Source organism: Corallococcus sp. Z5C101001 (genome assembly GCF_007352635.1).
Lineage (GTDB): Bacteria > Myxococcota > Myxococcia > Myxococcales > Myxococcaceae > Corallococcus > Corallococcus silvisoli.
Genome location: NZ_VKLU01000015.1, coordinates 1 through 17,402, shown reverse-complemented (window position 1 = coordinate 17,402; position 17,402 = coordinate 1). Strand labels below are relative to the sequence as shown.

The following is a 17,402-nucleotide window of genomic DNA, read 5'->3' as shown; positions in this document are numbered from 1 at the left end:
GGCGTCCGCAGACTGGTCAAGCGTCAATAATTGAAGTGGAACACATAGACGCTTGCCGATGTCGAGTCTGCTTCCGTCCAGGCAACAAGAGGTTGGCCATGGGCATCCATTGAAACAGAAGGACCGTATGCGGGGGTCCCTGCGGATGACAGTGCGCTCAGAGGGGAGCCCAAGGGCGTCCAGGAAGAGCCCAGCCATTGGCTGATGAGAATGCTGCGCTCAGTTCCTGTCACCCCACTCCATGCGAGGATATGCGGTGTGCCAGTCCCAAGGGCAATGCTGGGTGTGTTGTTTCCTGTGGATGTTGGACTGATAATAGCTGGTGACGTCCACTTGCTCCCTTCCCAGTGCGACCAATAGACCGCTCCATCGGTGTTGGCATCAATTGATTCAGATTGAACCCATGAGACCCATGGACGGAGTGTTGCATCCACATCCATTGACAATGCGCCGGCGAACACTCCGAAAGTCGTTCCTCCAAGTGGGGCGGCGTCATTGGGGAGAACTGCGACAGACCTCTTTGAGGTAGCGTCGTCGTAGGCTGTGTATGCAGTGAAGATACTGGGGCCCGAGCGCGCAGTGGCGATACTTCCAGCATGAAAGTGACTGGACGGTTGAGCCGGGTGAAGGTCAATCCAGGTTGAGTTGGGTGGGGAAAATTTGAATCCGCGAACAGTCGAATTGTTGGGGTCGCTGTCGAGGGCGTGAATGATTATGTTGTTTTCTTGATCGAAGGTGATTTGGGGCTGCTGTGAATATTGTTCTTGAGATGAGACGAGTGGAAGGGCAGGTAGCGTATCCCATGTGCTCCCGGTCCATTGTCTGGTGAAAATGATTCGCCCCATGCCGTTGCCAGTAGCTTCGTCCCATGCGACGAGTGGCTGGTTGTTGGAGTTGATGGCAATGCTGGGGTTCGCGGCGTCCGTTCCCAAGCCGGAAGATCCACTCAGTCCTCCGCCAAGCATGACCCAAGTTGTTCCCGTCCAGCGCGCCACATAGATGTTCTTGGCCACGCCATCCGATTCCGTCCAGGCAATCACTGGCTGGTCATTGCGGTCCATCTTCAGCACAACATCCTCCGCGGACGTCTTTCCTTCCACGGCGCTGATGGCGCCTCCGAGCGGTAGCCAGGTAGGGACCGTGAATGTCCATGCCGGTGCGGTAGGCACTCCATTACCGGCCAGGTCCGTGAGGGTGCCCACCAGGGCCGCGAGATCCACGGAGACGGTGTCAGGCGCCACCAGCGGATTGCGCGGAGTGACCGTGAGGGTCTTCCCATCCACGGAGAGCGCAACTGACTTGGAGATGGCGATACCCGCGCCAGTCTTGAGCCCCACGGCCGCCTCTGTCACCGAGTGCGGATTCATCGGCTCGCTGAACGTCACCTGGATGGCGTCGTGGACCCCGACCGTCGCGGCGTTGCTGGCCGGGAGATAGGTCGTCACGATGGGCGCCGTCCTGTCGACAATGACGGTGCGGGGGGCACTCGCGAAGAGCACGCCACCCCGGGTCGCACGAATGGACAACTCGTAGCTGCCCTCCGCTTCTTGGGTCGTGTCCCAGGTGAACGAGTACGGGGAGCCCGTGGGCTTCACCAGGACACTCGAGCCCTTCAGGATCTCCACCGCGTCCGCGGCGCCTCCTTCCACCGTGAACTGGAGGAGGAGCGGACCTCGGGTGTAGGCCTTGCCGGGCGTCGGCACGACCCAGTTCACCACCAGGTCCCCCGGCTTCCCGACCGTCACCGCCAGCGTCACCTGCTTCGTGACGGATCCGCTCCGGCCCTGCAGCGTCAGCGAGTAGCTCCCGGGGGCCGTGCCTCCCCCGATCCGGATGCGCAGCGTCCCGCGTGTCTCTCCGGCGGACAGGGTGAATGGCTGGAGTTCGATTCCCGCGGGTGGCGACACGAGGTTCCAGGTCACGTCGCCCCCTGTGGCCTGGGTCCAGGCGAGCCGGACGCCGCAGTCCAGACTTCCCCCCGGAAGGACCTGCTCCTGCGCGGGCACCACCGTGAAGGTGAAGTCCGCGTCGGGATCCGCCGGAGGCTTCTCCACGGGCGGGCCCTCCAGAGGCGGAACTTCGATGCATGCGGGGCTCAGGCCTACGCAGCTCAACAGCAGCAAGAGTCTCAGCTTGGTCATGGGGGCGCGTTCTGCAAGGACAGGTCCGTTCGGTCCCGAGGAAGAACATTGCCATGGGCGTCCGCGAGACGGGACCTGCGTCCGGACATCGAGGCTCCTGAAACACGCCTGCCCGCCGCCCCCCTTCTTCAGGAGGGACGCGCGGGCAGGGGAGGGTGCCTTGGACACCGCGTGACGCGGTGAGGGGCTACTTCTTCTTGCGGTTCTTCTTCTTGTTCTCCTTCTCCTTCTTGCGCCGCTCCTTGATGGCGTCGCGGTCGTCCGGCTTGCTCACGGACGGCGGCGCGTAGCCCATCAGGCGGGCCTTGGCCATCGCGGCCTGGCCCATGGGCGGCGTGTAGCCCGGGGCGATCTGCGGCAGCTGCATGGGCATCCCCCCCATGCCTCCGCCCATCCCCGCCATGGCCTTCTCCAGCGCCTTCGGGTCCTTCCCGAACATGCTGCCCAGGTCCATGTTCTTCATCTGGCCCAGCTGCCCCAACTGCTTGAAGCCCGGGATGCGCCCCAGCAGGCCCGGGTTCTGGCCGATGGTCCCCATCACCTGCTGCATCATCCCGAACTTCTGCAGCAGCTCCCGCACCTCCTCCGGCTTGCGTCCGCTGCCCTTCGAGATGCGGTTGATGCGGCTGCCGTTGATGATGTCCGGACGCAGGCGCTCCTTCTGCGTCATCGAGTCGTACATCGCCTCGATCTTCGTGAGCTCCTTCTCGTCCGGGTTCAGGTGCTCGGTGAGGTCGCCGAAGAGCGGGAACTTCTCCAGCAGGTCCTTCAGCGGCCCCATCTTGCGGACCATGCGGATCTGCTCGACGAAGTCCTTCATCGAGAACTGGCCGGAGAGCAGCTTGCGCGCGTCGTCCTCGGCCTTCTTCTCGTCGACGACCTTCTCGAAGTCCTTCATCAGGCCGACGATGTCGCCGAAGCCCAGGATGCGGCCCGCGAGGCCGTCCGGACGGAACTCCTCCAGCTTGTCCATCGACTCGCCCATGCCGAGGAACTTGATGGGCTTGCCCGTCACTTCCTTGATGGACAGCGCCGCGCCACCTCTCGCGTCACCGTCCAGCTTCGTCAGGATGAAGCCGTCCAGCGTCAGGCGCCGGTCGAACTCGGCCGCCGTGCGCACCGAGTCCTGGCCAATCATCGCGTCGCACACCAGGAGGATGGTGTCCGGCTGCACGTTGGCCTTGATGGACTCCAGCTCCGTCATCAGCGTCTCGTCGATGGCGAGCCGGCCCGCCGTGTCGATGAGCACCACGTCGCACTTCTGCTCGCGCGCGGCGGCGTAGCCCCGCTTCGCCAGCTCCGGCGGCTGCACGCCGGGCTCGTGGTAGACGGGGACCTTCAGCCGCTCCCCCAGCACCTTGAGCTGATCCACGGCGGCCGGACGGTAGATGTCCGCCGCGACCAGCAGCGGCTTGCGCCCCTCCTGGAGCAGCCGGCTGGCGAGCTTGCCCGTGGTCGTCGTCTTACCGGAGCCCTGGAGGCCCACCATCATGATGCCCGACAGCTGGCCCTTGGGCTTCAGGTGGAGGCTCGTGTCCACCGGACCCATCAGGGCCTCCAGCTCGTCGTGGCAGATCTTGATGAAGTGGTCCATCGCGCTCACGCGGCGCTTCTGGCCCCCCGCGTCCGTGACGGTCGTCTGCACCACCTCGCCCACCGCCTTCTCGCGGACGCGGGCGACGAACTTCTTCACCACGTCGAAGGCGACGTCCGCCTCCAGCAGGGAAACGCGAATGTCTCGCAGCGACTCGTCCACCAGCTCGGGGGTGAGTTCGCTCTTGCCGGCGAGGCGGTTCTTGGCGGCTCGGAAGCCCTTGGTGACGGTCTCAAGCATGGGGGGCGCTTTATAACAGGGGCTCGCCGGATGCGACGCCCTCGGAAGCCCTGGCCGTCCAGCAGTGGAGGAATCGAGGGTCTTTGCTCGCCACCCGGGACGCCGCCGCCCCAGGGACCCCACCCCGGAAGGCCCTCCCCCCCTCCTGGCTCAGTCCGCCATGGCTGGAGGCGGCCCCAAGGAGGCCCCCTCCGCACCGTCGACGTCCGGAAGCGCGCCCGGGCGCCCGAGCGCCGTGCACAGCGCCTCCAGGAGCACCCGTGACTTGAGGCGCATCTCGTCCAGCTCCGCCGCCGGGTCCGACAGGGCCACGATGGCCCCTCCCGCGCCGATGCTCACCTCTCCAGGGCGGACCACCGCGGTCCGGATGACGACGTTCAGGTCCGCCGCGCCGGTGGTGGAGAAGAAGCCGATTGCCCCCGAATAGACGCCGCGGGCCTCCCCCTCCAGCCGGTCGATGAGCTCCATCGTGCGCTCCTTGGGCGCTCCCGTCATGGAGCCCCCCGGGAAGGCGGCGCGCACCGCGTCCACGGCGGTGTAGCCCTCGCGCAGCTGGCCCCGGATGGTGCTCACCAGTTGGTGCACCGTGGCATACGTCTCCACGTCCATGAGCCGGTGGACGTGGACCGAGCCCACGTCACACACCCTCCCGAGATCGTTTCGCACCAGGTCCACGATCATCAGGTTCTCCGCGCGGTCCTTCTCCCCTGACCGCAGCTCCTCTCTCAGCCGGTCGTCCTCTTCGGGGGTGGCGCCCCGCCGCACGGTGCCCTTGATGGGCTTGGATTCCGCCAGGCCCTTGGCGTCCACTCGGAGGAAGCGCTCGGGGGACGAGCACGCGATGCCCAGCGCTCCCATCCGGAGGTAGGCCGCATGGGGAGCCGGGTTCAGCCGCCGGAGGACCCGGTACAGCTCCAGGGCATCCACCTGGGTCCGGGCCACCACCTTGTTGGTGAGGCAGACCTCGTACGTCTCGCCTTCGTGGAGCTGCTCCATGCAGTGGGCGATGTCCGACAGGTACGTGGCGCGGTCCCTCGCGAGGCGGACCGGGAAGGGGCCTCTCGCCTCGGTCCTGGGCGGCGCCAGCGGGGGCAGGGTGCGCAGGGTGGATTCGGTGGTGTCGAACCACGCCTGGACCTGCGCGGCTTCATGCTCGGGGGCGAGCGCCACCAGGTACACCGCGTGCTCGAGGTGGTCCCATGCCAGCAGCCGGTCCGCCAATACCAGTCCGGCGTCCGGAGCCGGTGAGGCGTGGGGGGCGCTCGCGCCGCAGTCATGCTTCAGCTCGTAGCCGAGATAGCCCACGAACCCTCCCTGGAAGTCGAAGGGCAGTCCCGAGGGCGCTGGACGCAGCCGTGCCAGCTCGGACTGGAGGAACGCGAACAGCTCCGTGGAGTGCTCCTCCGTGACGCCCTGCCGGGTCACGGAGAGGCGGCTTGGATTCACGCGGTAGCGGATGACGGCGCTGTGCGGACCGGTGGCGTCCCCCATGAAAGAGAAGCGCGACAGGCGGGGCTCGACGCGGCTGCTGTCCAGCCAGAAGGCGTGGTCCTTTCCTCCATGGAGCGCGATGAAGGCCTGCTCCGCGTCGATGTCGAGCGCCAGCTTCCGGTGGTGGACACGGAACTCGGCGCGCGGAGGGGCGGGGCTTGGACGCGGCGCCTCCGAGAGCGGAACCGGGCGTGAGTGGGGCGCGCGGGCGTGGTGTTCCTGGCTCAGCCGCACGAAGTTGGTGAGCAGCCTGCCGCCGTGCATCGTGCCGATGGATTCCGGATGGAACTGGACGCCCCACCGTGGGAGGCGGCGGTGACGCAGCGCCATCAGGACGCCGTCGGGCGCCCAGGCCGTCTCCTCCAAGTCCTCCGGTAGCGGCCGGGCGAGGCAGAGGGAGTGGTAGCGCATCACCTGGACGTCGTTCGGGATGCCCAGGAAGAGGTCCGTTTCCGTGTGGTGCGCGCGAACCATCCGCCCGTGCATGACCTCCGGGGCGTGCTGGAGCCGGGCGCCGTGGAAGTACCCCAGGCCCTGGTGGCCCAGGCACACGCCCAGGATGGGGACCTCCGCTTCCCGCAGTGCGTCGTGGCAGACGCCGAAGTCCGCGGGACGGTCCGGCCGGCCGGGGCCGGGGGAGATGACGATGTTGTCGAACCCGAGCCCTCGCAGCTCCCGCCAGCCCAGCGCGTCGTTGCGCACGACGAGGGGCTCCGTGCCGCTGACCCTCGCTAGCAGATGGAAGAGGTTGAACGTGAACGAGTCGTGGTTGTCGATGAGAAGCGTCCGCTGCCGCACGCCTCCACCTTAACCCTCGCCGCCCGTCGCGCGGGGAGTCCTCCACGAGTCCCTGGGCTTGTCTCTCCGGGTGTCAGGGGCGCAGGAGCCAGGAAACGGCCAGCCCCAGGTAGGTCCCCAGCGCGATCCCCATGAGGCCGGTGGTCATGCCAGAGACCAACAGCTCACGGTTGCGCAGCGCGCGAGCCACCGGGCCGATGAAGGCCGGGCCGAAGATGGTGGCGGTGGAGGTGATGAGGACGGTGTCCGCGTCGATGCGGAACAGGGCCGCGAGGCCGAAGTGGAGGACCACCGCCAGCATCTGCACGCAGAAGCAGAAGGCGAAGACGGAGATGCCTGCCTGCTGGAGCTGACGGACATCCGCCAGCGTGCCAAAGGCCACGCAGAAGACGAGCAGCGCGTAGTCTCCCAGCTCGGCGCTGCCTGGCAGCGTGCGCACGGCCCGGATGAGGGATGCGGCCAGCGACAGCGTGGTGATGAGCAGCAGCGCCGCGGCCACGTCCAGCCGGCCCAGCACCCCGTACGCCGCTCCGGCGGAGAGGGCGCAGATGGCGACGGCCAGCAGGAGCGACAGCCCCATGCCGCGCACGCGGGCCCGGGTGAAGAAGGCCGCCTGCACCGCGTCTCCCTCTTGCGGCTCACTCCACGGAGTGGGGTTCGTGAAGCGCGGCAGGAAGAGGAGCACCAGCCGCTGCGCCACGGTCACGAGGAAGAGGAAATACGCGGTCCCGACGACGATGTCCGCCGTGTTGAGGAGCACGAAGGTCTCCTCCCGCACCTGGAGCGCAAGCCCCACGGCATTCATGTTGGCGGTGCCGCCCGTGTACACGCCCACCAGCATGCCAGCCATCTTCCACCACTCGTCTGAACGGCTCGCGAAGGCGAGCCCCACCAGCGCGGCGCTCACCATGGCAGCCACGCAGGCCAGGACGAAGGAGAGCAAGGTGGAGCGCGCCAGACGCATCCACCGGGGCATGTCCGTGGCGAAGAGGAGCAGCGGGATCGCCAGGGGCACGGCGGCCTCGCCCACCGACAGGCTCACGGCTGGCTGGAGTCCCAGCCCCGGCAGGTTGCCCAGGAGGATGCCGGCCAGGTAGCACACGACCACCGGTCCCACCCAGGCCACCGGCTTGAAGTATCGCGCCAACAGCAGCGCGAGCGCCGGGAGGGTCAACACGACGAATCCCTGGAGTGGCGCCATCATGTGTTGTTCGCCTTCATGGAGGCCGGCCGCGACCGTGCCACCCCTTGGTCCGGGCGCTCGGCGGGGGGGCATCCCCGTCGGCCCCCTCTCCGCCACGTTCCGGGGGCCTGACGCGAAGGCGAAGATGCCCGGGAGACCGGACTCCTGTGAAGGACGTGCCGAGTCAAGCCATGTCGGACGGCGGGCGGGCCGTGGCCTCCGGGGTGCTGTCTGCCTTCAGCCGGGACCTGTCGGCCTCGGTTCACGCGCTGTTGCTTCTGACAGCGCTTTCTTCGCTGGGAGCGCGTGCGGTGGCCCCCCGCCTCTCGATGAGTGCAAAGCCTGCGCGGGTGAACTAAGGTCCACACCTCGCAGGCGCACGAGTGGCGGAACTGGCAGACGCAGCGGACTTAAAATCCGCTGACTCGCAAGGGTCGTCCGGGTTCGATCCCCGGCTCGTGCACAAAACTGCTTAGTCGTTACGCGTGGTTAGCATCGGCCTCCATCCGTGTTGCATGTATGTCGCACGTCGGAGCAAGAGGACGGTCGAGGACGTTGACCGCATTCCTCCTGGTGTCGGGGCTGAGATGGGCATACCGCTCCGTCATTTCGATGGTGGCGTGTCCCATCAGTTCTTGGATGACCTTCAACGGAATACCCCGCATCGCGAGGTGGCTTCCGTAGGTGTGTCGCAGGTCATGCCAGCCGATGATTCCCACGTCGCGAGTGATCCCCGCCGCTCGGAGGGCACGACTAAGCGGTGCTGACATCTTGCCTTTGGTGAGTGGTTGTCCGTCCTCTTGGCAGAAGACGAATCGACCCCGAAGGTGCCGGTGGGCCTTGAGCGCATCCACCACGGATGCAGGCAGCTCGACCGACCGCTCGCGCCCGCCCTTTGGCAAGTCCTCCACTCCTCGCCAGATGGTTCGGCGGACGTGGAGTGTGCTGCGCGGCAAGTCCAGGTCGTTCCACTGGAGCCCAATCAGCTCTCCCTGCCGAAGCCCTGCCTTGATTGCGACGAACAGCAGGGCGCGCCATTCCGGCTCAGCGACAGCTAGAAGAAGTTCGGCTTCCTCAAACGACAGGAAGTCGAAGGGAGGCTTCGGTAGCTTCCTGAAGATCTTCACGCGCGTCGCCTGCGAGATGACCCCTTGCTCTTCCGCGAGCGCCAGCAGCTTTTGAAGCACGGTCAGAACGTTGTTGATGGTCTTCAAGCTCAGGGGCTTGGGCTCGCTGTTCTGCCTCTTCCGGATGGCGCGCCTTGACGCAGACTCCTTCCGCTTGTGAGCTGCCGACTTCTTCTTGCGCATGAGCGCCTTGAAGTCCTCAATCTCAGCCGGGGAAATGTTCGCAAGAGCCATCGTCCCGAAGAATGGGAGTAGATGGTCCCTGAGAATCTGCCGCTTGCTGTCGACGCTAGAGTGTTTGTTGTTGTTCTCGCTGTAGGTGAGGAATCGCTCGGCAAACTTCGCCAGCGTGTGGGCTTGTTCCTCGCTCTTCTTCTCCTTTCCGAAGGTCCCATTCAGGAGGGCGTTGCGCAGCTCGCGTTCGTATTGCTCAGCGCCGCGACGGGTCTGGACGGGCGAGAACTTCACGACTCGCTGTCGTCTCCCGTCAGAGTGCTGGAACACGAAGTCCACTTGCCAAGCCTCCTCGACCTTCCCTGCCTTGTTCTTCCACTGCCGCAACCTGACGCTCATCGTCGACTCCCAAGCGCAGAATCACGGCCCTTACCCACGGACGACCCTACCAGGACGTCACGGCGGATGCGGAGGGCCTTTCCGAGCCGAACGACGCCGGGCACCTGCCCGAGGCGGATAGCCTCGTAGAGCGTCTTCCGGTTCACGCGCAGCAGCGTTGCGGCCTCGTCCACCGTGAGGAAGACGGGCATGGCTTCCGGGGCACAAGAAGTGGGCTCGGACATGATTACCTCGGGAGGACGCGACGGGGGGCGAGCCGGCCAAGGGCGTGCAGTCCGATGCCGATGGCGTCCCAGACGTTGTGGTGGAGGTCACGCGCGGCGGGCAGTTCCACGCGCAAGTGCTCGCCCGCGTCGAGGCGCTGTTTGATGCGCTCGATGAAGGCGTCCGCGTCGAGGGTGCCCTTCCAGTCTCGCGGGTAAACGCTGCGGCGGCTCGCGACGGGCGCCAGGGCCCCGCCCAGCGTGCCGACGACGCCGGCAAGCTGGATGAGGTCGTTCTGATCGCCCTTCTGGTGCGCGGCGGCGTAGACGCGCGGCAGCTCGATGACGAGGTGGAAGGCCATGTCGCCGACACGGGGCCGGAGCCACTCCTGGACGGCGCTGGCCATTGAGGCCCAGGAGGACAGGGACAGCTCGCCGTGGGCGGGCGCGGGGTTCCTCGGCAGCCCGGCGCAGAGAAGCGCGCCAGAGGGGACGTCGAAGAGGGCCACACCGCAGTGGCGTAGCCCCGGGTCGATGGAGACGAGCCGCGTGCAGGGCTCGCCGCTGGTAGGGGCGGATGCTGGGTTCACTCCCTTCCAATGGGGGCACTTTCCGGGCGTGGCTTACGCGGCTGCCTTCTCCGCCGGCTCCCACACCTGAAGGCGCCCCGAGGTGTCGCGCACCGTGGCCGCGTCCTTCGACAGCACGCGCGAGAGGGCGGGCTCGGCCTCGATGGCGTCCGAGAGGTCCGGTGTTGTCTCCCTCATGGCCTGCCGCATGAGTTCCGCCATGCGCTCGGCCGCGTCGTGGAGGCGGTTGGGGCAGTCCGCGCGCAGCTCCGCCACCAGCTCGTCATGCACCATGAGGACGAGTCGCGAGCCCCAGAGGGGCGAGCGCCTGTCCGTGTACATCTCCCGGGACACGCGCCACGTCGCCAGCTTCGCGCCCACGGCGCCCAAGCCCTGGAAGGGGGTGTTGAGCCACTGCGTGTAGCCACACCCGCCCCGGAGGATGTTGGCCCCGGGAATCACCACGTCCACGAGCCGCCCGCCGTGGGTGAGACGACTGGCGCGGGAGAATAGCTCCCGCTGCTCGGGCCATGCCTGCATCCACCTATCGCCGTAGTACCGGGAGACGTTCACGCACGCGGCGCAGACCACCTTCACCTTGCCCTGGACTCGCACGGGCACGCGCTCGACTCCGCATGCCTCCGCAGCCTTCGCCAACTGGCAGAAGCGGACGCCGTCCTTCGCCCGCGCGTGGTACGCCATGCCGCCCGCGCCCAGCCCGCCGCCCTTGCCGAAGTTGAAGATTTTCGCGAGGGAGCGGAAGGACGTGGCCGTGGCCTCCTTCGCCTTCACGCGAGGCAGCAGGGCCGCGTAGCTCTCCCCGAGGAACGTCGCGGCGGCAGACGTGTGGACGTCCTCCTTCGCCAGCAGTGCCTCGGCCATGCGCGACCACCCCACCTCCCAGAGGGCGCGCTGGGCCATGGTGCGCAGCTCCAGGCCGGCGTAGTCCACGGAGCAGAAGACGAAGCCAGGGCGGGCCTCGTGGCACTCCCGGACGCCGCCGCGCTGGGGCAGCTGCTGGTAGTCGCTGGAGACGCGCGTCGTGGACACCAGCACGTTGAAGCGCGGGTTGAGGGGGCGCGTGACGCCGGCCTCAAGCTTGCCCAGGTAGGTGGAGCGGTACTTGTCCACCTTGCCTGCCTTGCCCAGCTCCTCCAGCAGCGGATCCCCCGAGTCGATGAGCGTGTCCCTGTCGGTGGCCACCTGCCCGTCCGGGAAGCGCTCCGTGGGCGAGGTGACGGGCGGCAGGCCGTTGTAGGCGGCGGAGACGAGCGCGGAGAGGCGCTTCGAGTCCTTGGTGCCGTCGGGCCGGAAGATGCCCGCCGCGAGGAAGCGGACGCGGTTGGCACTCCACTCCGCCTCCACGCGCTGGCGCAGCTGGGCGACGCGCCCACCGTGGGTGCGCAGGCCCCAGAGGGAGGCGAAGTGCAGCGCCAGGGCTGCGCGGACCTGGTGCCCCTCGGCGTGGAGGTTGCCGCCATTGGGCACGTTGGCGGCGGCGCGCTCCTGGGCGTGGTGGACGTCGAGCGTGAAGCGGGCGTCGCGCTTCGGGTAGTCCACGGCGGCGGTGGGCCACTCCTCCAAGGGGACGCCGTCGAGCTGCGCGTACCGCAAGCGCCATGCGTCCGGGGCCTTCTTCTCCGCGCTGATGTCCAGGCCCAGGTGGCGCTTCACCAGGAGGGCCAGCGGGTAGCGGGCTCCCTCTTCGTCGTCCAGGGGGCGGCCTGTCTCGGGGTCAACGCCGTGGAGGCCTCGGGCAATGTCCATGAGGGCCTCGCGAATGGCGACGTCATGCAGGCGCCCGGTGTCGGCCGCGTCGAAGACGGCGTCCACGAGCCGCGCGTCGTCCGCGCACATGACGCCCAGGTCGTAGGCGAGGTTCGCGCCCGTGAGGTGGACGCCCGGCGTGGCGATGGCCTCGCGGAACCACTCGCGAGCCTGGGCAGCGGAGAGGAGACGCTCGCTCCCAGGGGCCGCGTCCGCGACGGAGGCGCAGACGAGCGGCGGGGCGAGGAGGCCGGGTTGAATCAGGTGCGTCTCGGTGTCGAAGCTGAGGAGGGTGGGCACAACACCGAAAGGCCCGTGTCGTGGGCCAGCCGTGGCGCGTTGGGGGACGCGCCAAACGTGTCAGCGATGGAGGGAAAGCGGCGGACTACGCCAGGGCGTTCGCGAGGGGCGGCAGCTTCGCGGCGGCGCGCTTGCCATCGAGGGCGGACAGCTCCGCGTCGGTGGGCGTGACGGTGCTCCAGCGGTAGCCCTCGATGACCTTCCCGGGCTTGCCGTCCTTCTCGGGCAGCACCTTGGGGAAGACTTCGCAGTCGATGGGCAGGAAGGCGCCGGCCTGCAAGTCGCCCGTGAACTTGGCGAGCTGCTCCAAGGAAAGCTCCGCCTCCTCGGCGCCAGCCAGGGCCATGACGAAGGCCTTGAAGCGCCCTCCACCGTTCTTCTTCACGTCGGAGAGGTTCTCCACGTAGGAGACGACGGCCCCGACGCGGTTGGGCTCGGTGTCGGGCTGCGTCCGCTCGGCGGACACCACCTTCAGCTCGGCGATGGCGGACAGGCCCTTGAAGCCGTCCTTGGTGCGGATGGACTGCACCTCCAGGCGGTAGCGGCCGGCCTTGAGGTATTGCGCGCCGAGCTGCGCCTGGGCGCTGACGATGCGTGCGAGGGCTGCGTTGTTCATGTTCCGTTGCTCCCATTGGGGTGGGACGTCTGAAGGACGTCCTCACCTGCTTCAATGGGGGCAATTTCTGGGTGCGGTCGTCTAAAACATTGAGGAGTAGACTACGCGCGGAGCAAAAGGCGGAGACGCTTGGCCTAGCAGGCTGTTGAAAAATTCTTCAGCGGCTCCAGCGCCCCACTACCGGATGGATATGGCCTTGGGCGACCGCCCCATAGGTCGCAGGTCCAGAGAGGTCTCGGGCCTTTTTCAACACCCTGCTAGAGTTTGTGGTCGCCTCCTGCGTAATTGCCACCACGGGAATTGAGGGACATTTGGCCGAAGGTGAAGTCGCGCGTGCTGTTGTCAGAGAACTCAAGATGAAGGGATGGGATAAACTCCCACTTGTCATTGCCGCTTGCGCGGGAGCCAACTGAAAGAGTGCATGCTCCAATCGACTCCTTTCGGATGGCGCCTTCGGAGACAGTCATCATTTTTGTCTGAACGCCAGGGTCGGGCCAGTAATCGCCGCGCTTATCAGAACTGCAACACTCAAGACTCGCGACAGTATTGGGGCACTTCAGATAGGCGAAAACCTGGGTGTTCCAGTCTTTGTCGTTAGATGTTTGTTGAAATTTAATTACAGCCGACTTGAGTGTGACGGAAGGCAGTGGGACACAGGTGGCTTGGTTTGTTTCGATTTTGAGTCTTTCTCCTTGAGGACAGACGATGGGATCGCACTCACAGCTGTCCGTGTTTCGCTTGGTTCCGACTTGGCAAGCCTCTGGTTGAACGCAGCTTCCACCGACAGTCCGTTGGCATGGCGGGCAAGATGGCGGATAGTAGCTTGCGTTGTTTATGGTTCCGCTATTGTTGTTGACCACTGTTCCGTTGTTATTGTTGACAATTGTGCCGCTATTTTCGCCCACCACGGCGGAGTAATTCATGCCTGCGTCGACATTGATGGTTGTGCTGGCGGACTTGGGTGTCTCAGGGCATGCCATGCAGGTTATTTCCGCGAGCGTTGCTCTCTGGATTCCGCATTTACAGTAGTCTGAGCGGGCGGCACATGTGTACTTGCAGTTGTTTTTGGTTCCGCAAGCGCCTTTGATTTTTCCTTCCTCATCTTTCACGGATGCGCCCAGCTCTCCCGCGCAGTTGAAACCATCGTCCGCGCCAAGGGTGGGGTCTGATCCGACTGGACATCGGAATGCACTCATTTGCTGAATGCATGCCAGTTGCGGATCGACGGCGATGGCTATTTTGTCTGGATCCGTGATGACTACATTTTCTTTTTTGCTGGCGCAATTTACTGTGAAGATGGCGCATGCAGCGAGGATAAGAATACCTCTCGGTTTGAAATGCATGGCTGACCCCTCCCGGATGAACACTGACCCTTACAGCCTATTCGAACTTGGTGTTCAATAGATGGGGCCCTGTAGTGCTATTGACAGCTGTCATGGATTAGGGAAGCGGTCTTTCTCCTGCCATCTCGGGCGATACGATCAGCTTCTGTGGCTGCCCATCCGTCTGCTGGATGAACAGCGCTCGCTCCCGAGCGGTGGCGAAGGCCTCCGCGTAGTCCTCCGTGTGGAGGCACACCTCCACTTCGACGCACCCCGCCTGCTGCCCAGGGCGATGCGTGCGCGCGAGGAGTTGTTCCCAGAGGGCGCCATCCGAAGGCGGCGTCACCACGAGGTTTCGGGAGAACTGCTGGAGGTTCTTCCCTGTCGCATGCGCCTTGATGCTGGCGACGATGGAGCGCCGGCCGCTCTCCATGAGAATGGCCTCGGACGCGGCCCGGCCTCCGCCGTAGTACGGCACTCCAGCAGCGCGGGCAATGCGCTCCCCCAGTTCCGGGAACTCCACCCAGACGATGCCCACCCGCGAGCGCGCCCACTCCCCCGCGTCCTGCACCAGGAAGTCTGACACCCAGACGGCCTCGGGCTCGGGCTGGACCGCATCGTGAATCTCCGCCCAGTTCCGCCATGTCTCCGCTTCCCAGACGGGCTTGTCTCCCTCGTAGGGCGGGGATAGGTGCGCACGGATGGCAGCCTTCGTGAGCAACCCCGGTGAGTCCAGGTGCTCGCGCCGCTTGCCCTTCAGCTCCTCCCACACTTCCTTGTTCCACGCCTTCCGCCGCGCGAACCACTTCTCCACCAGTTCCGGTGGCTCGCCCCTCGGGTAGCGCCAGCGGTGGAAGAAGCCGGCCGACAGTTGCCGCGCGCACGCCATGGCCTGGAGCTGCTCCTGGAATTGCTCGCCGTCCGGACGCTCGCCCGCGTGCGCCAACTCGATGAAGGCCAGCACCTCGGCCGGCACTGGGCCCGGGTAGCGGGGGCGGATGACGAGGGGCTTGTCCAGGGCGCTCTCCTCCGTCGCCACCACACCGCGCGTATCGTTGCGGCGGCGTCCGAAGCCCTCGCGGACGTGCTCCCCAGGCTCGCACAGTCGCTCCAGCGCGCCGGGTGGGGCTACCACCTTGGCCGGGTCCAGCGCCGTGCCCCACTCCTCCACGACGTGGTGCGCGAGCGGTAGGGGCGAGCCCTCGCGCAGCGCCAGCCGCGACAGGTGCGCGTAGTCCTTGATGCTCTTGGACGCGAACGTGCCGGACAGGGCCACGAGCCGCGTCTCCGGGCGCTTCTCGAAGTAGCGGAGGAAGCGGCCGGTGCGCGAGGCCTTCACGGCTTTGAGGTTGTGCGCCTCGTTGAGAATGACGAGGTCCGGGCGGATGCGCTCCAGGAGGTTCGTGGCTTCCTGGCTGGAGAGCTTGTTGTAGGTGATGACGTGCAGCACCGGCAGGCCGGGCCTAAACCACCGCCCGCCCGCGAGGTTGGGAAGGCGCCAGTGCGCGCCGTAGTAGTCCCATTCCGCGTTGAACTGCGGCAGGAGGCTGGCGGGGATGAAGAGGCAGGCCACGCGGCAGGCCGGCACCACCATGGGCATGAGGAAGGTGGTCAGCTCCTTTCCGTGGTCGGTGCCGATGGGGCCCAGCAGCCCGCCCACTCGCGAAGCCTCCAGCAGGGCCAGGGCCTGGACGCGCCGGAGCCGCGAGGGGCACGGACGCGGCGCGCAGTTGCACGGCCCCGGGGGCGCGCGCAACTGGGACTCCAGCGCTTCGAGGTCCGCCGCCGCGTAGGACGTGGCGAGGTCGCGGCGCGGCAGCGCTAGAATGCGCGAGAGGTCCGACGACCAACCCACGGGCGAGCGGCCAGTGCGCGAGAAGTCCACCGCGACGGATGCGCCGTCCTGGGGCGTGGACGGACGTGGCGTGACGCCGAAGCGCTGGAGGAGGCCCACGGCTACCGCACGCCCCGGACGAAGTGTCCCGCGCCGCAGAGAGGCTCCAGGGCTTCCACGGCCACCTGCATCAACTCGCTGCCCGCCACGCCCAGCGCGGCGTAGGTGCCGGGCTCGGGAGGCTCGGCGCGGATGGTGGCGGCCAGGACGCCCTTCCACTTCCCGTAGGCCAGGGGCGAGTCGTTGGGGGCGACGCGGATGTCCACGACGCCGCACTCCTGCTCAATCTTCGCCACCATGCGGCCGACGTAGCCCGCCAGCGGCTCGGCGGGGCAGTTGGGCACGCAGTCCACGAACAGGGACAGGCCGTGCGCAGCCTCCATCTCCGCCTTCGTCCGGCGCTTGCGGCGCGGGGCCTCGTCGCTGGCCGGCGCGGACGCGAGCGCCGGGTCGCTCTGGGGCGCATCGGGCGGCAGCACGGCGGCCAGCTCTTGCTCGGGGGCGGCCGGGGCCGGCGTGGGCGCCATGGTGGACGTGGCGGACTTCGTAATGCGGTTGACGAGGGACATGGGCGGCTTTCCTTGGGACTGCGCGTTGAGACACTGCGTCTGGAAGGGGCACCCGCCGTACTTCTGGCAGGCGCTCCAACTGGGCTTCACCTGGTTGGGGGACGTGGCCCGCGCGACGTCGCGCATGCGGCGCGCCATCGGGTCGATTCGGGCGCGCCACTCGTCGCGGACGTGCTCGGCGCTGACCGTGGTGACGACGGAGCGGGCCTCCCGTGTGCCGCGCGTCTGGAAGTAGAGGTGCTCCAGCTCCAGCCACTTCAGCCCCGGGAAGCGCTCGGCGGCGAGCACGGCCCAGTACCCGTAGCCGACCATCTGGATGCCGGCGTCATGCCCAGCTGAGGCGAGCTGCTCGGGCGTCGCGGCGTAGCGGGTGATGGACGACGTCGTCTTGTGGTCCGTGACGCGCAGCACGCCCTCGGCGAGCTGCCGTGGGTTGACGAGGTCGATGAATCCGGTGAGCGGGACGCCATCCGCGAAGAGGGGCGAGGGTTCGCCGAAGTGCTCCTCCACCAGCAGGTCCGCCCCTGGCGCGGGCAACAGGTGCTTGCCCGCCGCCGCGATGGGCCCCAGCACGTCCGCGCCCGTGCGCAGGTAGTGCTCCAGTTGCGCGTGCGTGGCGGTGCCGACTTCCCGAGCCTTGGAGGGCCGCTCGGGAAGTCGGAGCACCTTGGAGAAGAACCACGCGCGCTCGCAGAGGGCGAACCGCCGCAACTGCGAGACGGACAGGTGGCGGAGGACGCCGTCTTCAACGGCGTGGGACTCCGGTGTTTCGGGGGCTGGACTCACCCCTATTCAATGGGGGCGAGTTCTGCGAGGGGCGGCTTATGGATTCGACGGAGCACCGCCCATACGTGAGGCATGCCGTCAATCCCCTTTGGGAGGTATGGGCAATGCCGCGTTTGCCGCGTAGTGCTTTGCCTTCACTTCTTCGAGGAGGGGTAACCGTCCGGTGGACGTCGTGCCGGGAGGCTTGATGACAGACGCGGACCGTGCTCGGCGAGCACCGCGAGGAGCG

Annotated in this window: 12 protein-coding genes and 1 tRNA gene; 1 reads left to right on the top strand and 12 read right to left on the bottom strand. The window is 66.8% G+C overall.

Annotated elements, in window-relative coordinates; genetic code table 11:
• Nucleotides 1-23 precede the first annotated feature (23 nt).
• The 4 genes from FOF48_RS29730 to FOF48_RS29715 all read right to left on the bottom strand — a co-directional run bounded on the left by FOF48_RS29730 (nucleotide 24) and on the right by FOF48_RS29715 (nucleotide 7,468).
• Nucleotides 24-2,054 carry an Ig-like domain-containing protein gene (locus FOF48_RS29730; protein WP_186002124.1) on the bottom strand — a complete coding sequence of 677 codons (2,031 nt, stop codon included), beginning with the start codon at nucleotides 2,052-2,054 and terminating at the stop codon, nucleotides 24-26.
• Between the two features lie 274 nt (nucleotides 2,055-2,328).
• Complete coding sequence (gene ffh / locus FOF48_RS29725) at nucleotides 2,329-3,975, bottom strand: signal recognition particle protein (protein ID WP_143907126.1); 1,647 nt, start codon at nucleotides 3,973-3,975, stop codon at nucleotides 2,329-2,331.
• A gap of 150 nt (nucleotides 3,976-4,125) precedes the next feature.
• Nucleotides 4,126-6,264: an aminodeoxychorismate synthase component I gene (pabB, locus tag FOF48_RS29720; RefSeq protein WP_143907124.1), complete on the bottom strand. Its 2,139-nt coding sequence runs from the start codon at nucleotides 6,262-6,264 to the stop codon at nucleotides 4,126-4,128.
• 73 nt (nucleotides 6,265-6,337) lie between these two features.
• Nucleotides 6,338-7,468, bottom strand: a complete 1,131-nt coding sequence (locus FOF48_RS29715) for a DUF819 family protein (RefSeq protein ID WP_143907122.1) — start codon at nucleotides 7,466-7,468, stop codon at nucleotides 6,338-6,340.
• A 356-nt stretch (nucleotides 7,469-7,824) separates the two neighbouring features.
• Between FOF48_RS29715 and FOF48_RS29710 the strand changes: the two genes are divergently transcribed.
• Nucleotides 7,825-7,910 (top strand) — tRNA-Leu (locus FOF48_RS29710).
• Nucleotides 7,911-7,926: 16 nt separating this feature from the next.
• Here FOF48_RS29710 and FOF48_RS29705 read toward each other — a convergent pair.
• From FOF48_RS29705 to FOF48_RS29670, 8 genes are all read right to left on the bottom strand, one after another.
• The gene (locus FOF48_RS29705; protein ID WP_143907120.1) at nucleotides 7,927-9,147 is read right to left on the bottom strand and encodes a site-specific integrase; all 1,221 of its coding nucleotides are present in this window, start codon (nucleotides 9,145-9,147) and stop codon (nucleotides 7,927-7,929) included.
• Entirely contained in the window at nucleotides 9,144-9,338 is a 195-nt protein-coding gene (locus FOF48_RS29700) for a helix-turn-helix domain-containing protein (protein ID WP_370456611.1), read from the bottom strand. The genes FOF48_RS29705 and FOF48_RS29700 overlap by 4 nt, the downstream gene beginning before the upstream one ends.
• A 35-nt stretch (nucleotides 9,339-9,373) precedes the next feature.
• Nucleotides 9,374-9,940 (bottom strand): hypothetical protein, encoded by a 567-nt coding sequence (locus tag FOF48_RS29695; RefSeq protein ID WP_143907116.1) that lies wholly within the window; start codon nucleotides 9,938-9,940, stop codon nucleotides 9,374-9,376.
• A 33-nt stretch (nucleotides 9,941-9,973) separates the two neighbouring features.
• A complete protein-coding gene (locus FOF48_RS29690) occupies nucleotides 9,974-11,986 on the bottom strand; it encodes a DNA polymerase (protein ID WP_143907114.1) in 2,013 nt (670 codons plus the stop codon).
• A gap of 85 nt (nucleotides 11,987-12,071) precedes the next feature.
• Nucleotides 12,072-12,602, bottom strand: coding sequence for a hypothetical protein (locus FOF48_RS29685; RefSeq protein WP_143907112.1), 531 nt, complete (start codon nucleotides 12,600-12,602; stop codon nucleotides 12,072-12,074).
• Nucleotides 12,603-12,859: 257 nt separating this feature from the next.
• Nucleotides 12,860-13,945, bottom strand: coding sequence for a hypothetical protein (locus tag FOF48_RS29680; RefSeq protein WP_143907110.1), 1,086 nt, complete (start codon nucleotides 13,943-13,945; stop codon nucleotides 12,860-12,862).
• A 97-nt stretch (nucleotides 13,946-14,042) separates the two neighbouring features.
• Nucleotides 14,043-15,878 (bottom strand): helicase, encoded by a 1,836-nt coding sequence (locus FOF48_RS29675; RefSeq protein WP_255442833.1) that lies wholly within the window; start codon nucleotides 15,876-15,878, stop codon nucleotides 14,043-14,045.
• A 2-nt stretch (nucleotides 15,879-15,880) separates the two neighbouring features.
• The gene (locus tag FOF48_RS29670; RefSeq protein WP_143907108.1) at nucleotides 15,881-17,173 is read right to left on the bottom strand and encodes a PD-(D/E)XK nuclease family protein; all 1,293 of its coding nucleotides are present in this window, start codon (nucleotides 17,171-17,173) and stop codon (nucleotides 15,881-15,883) included.
• Nucleotides 17,174-17,402: the final 229 nt, after the last annotated feature.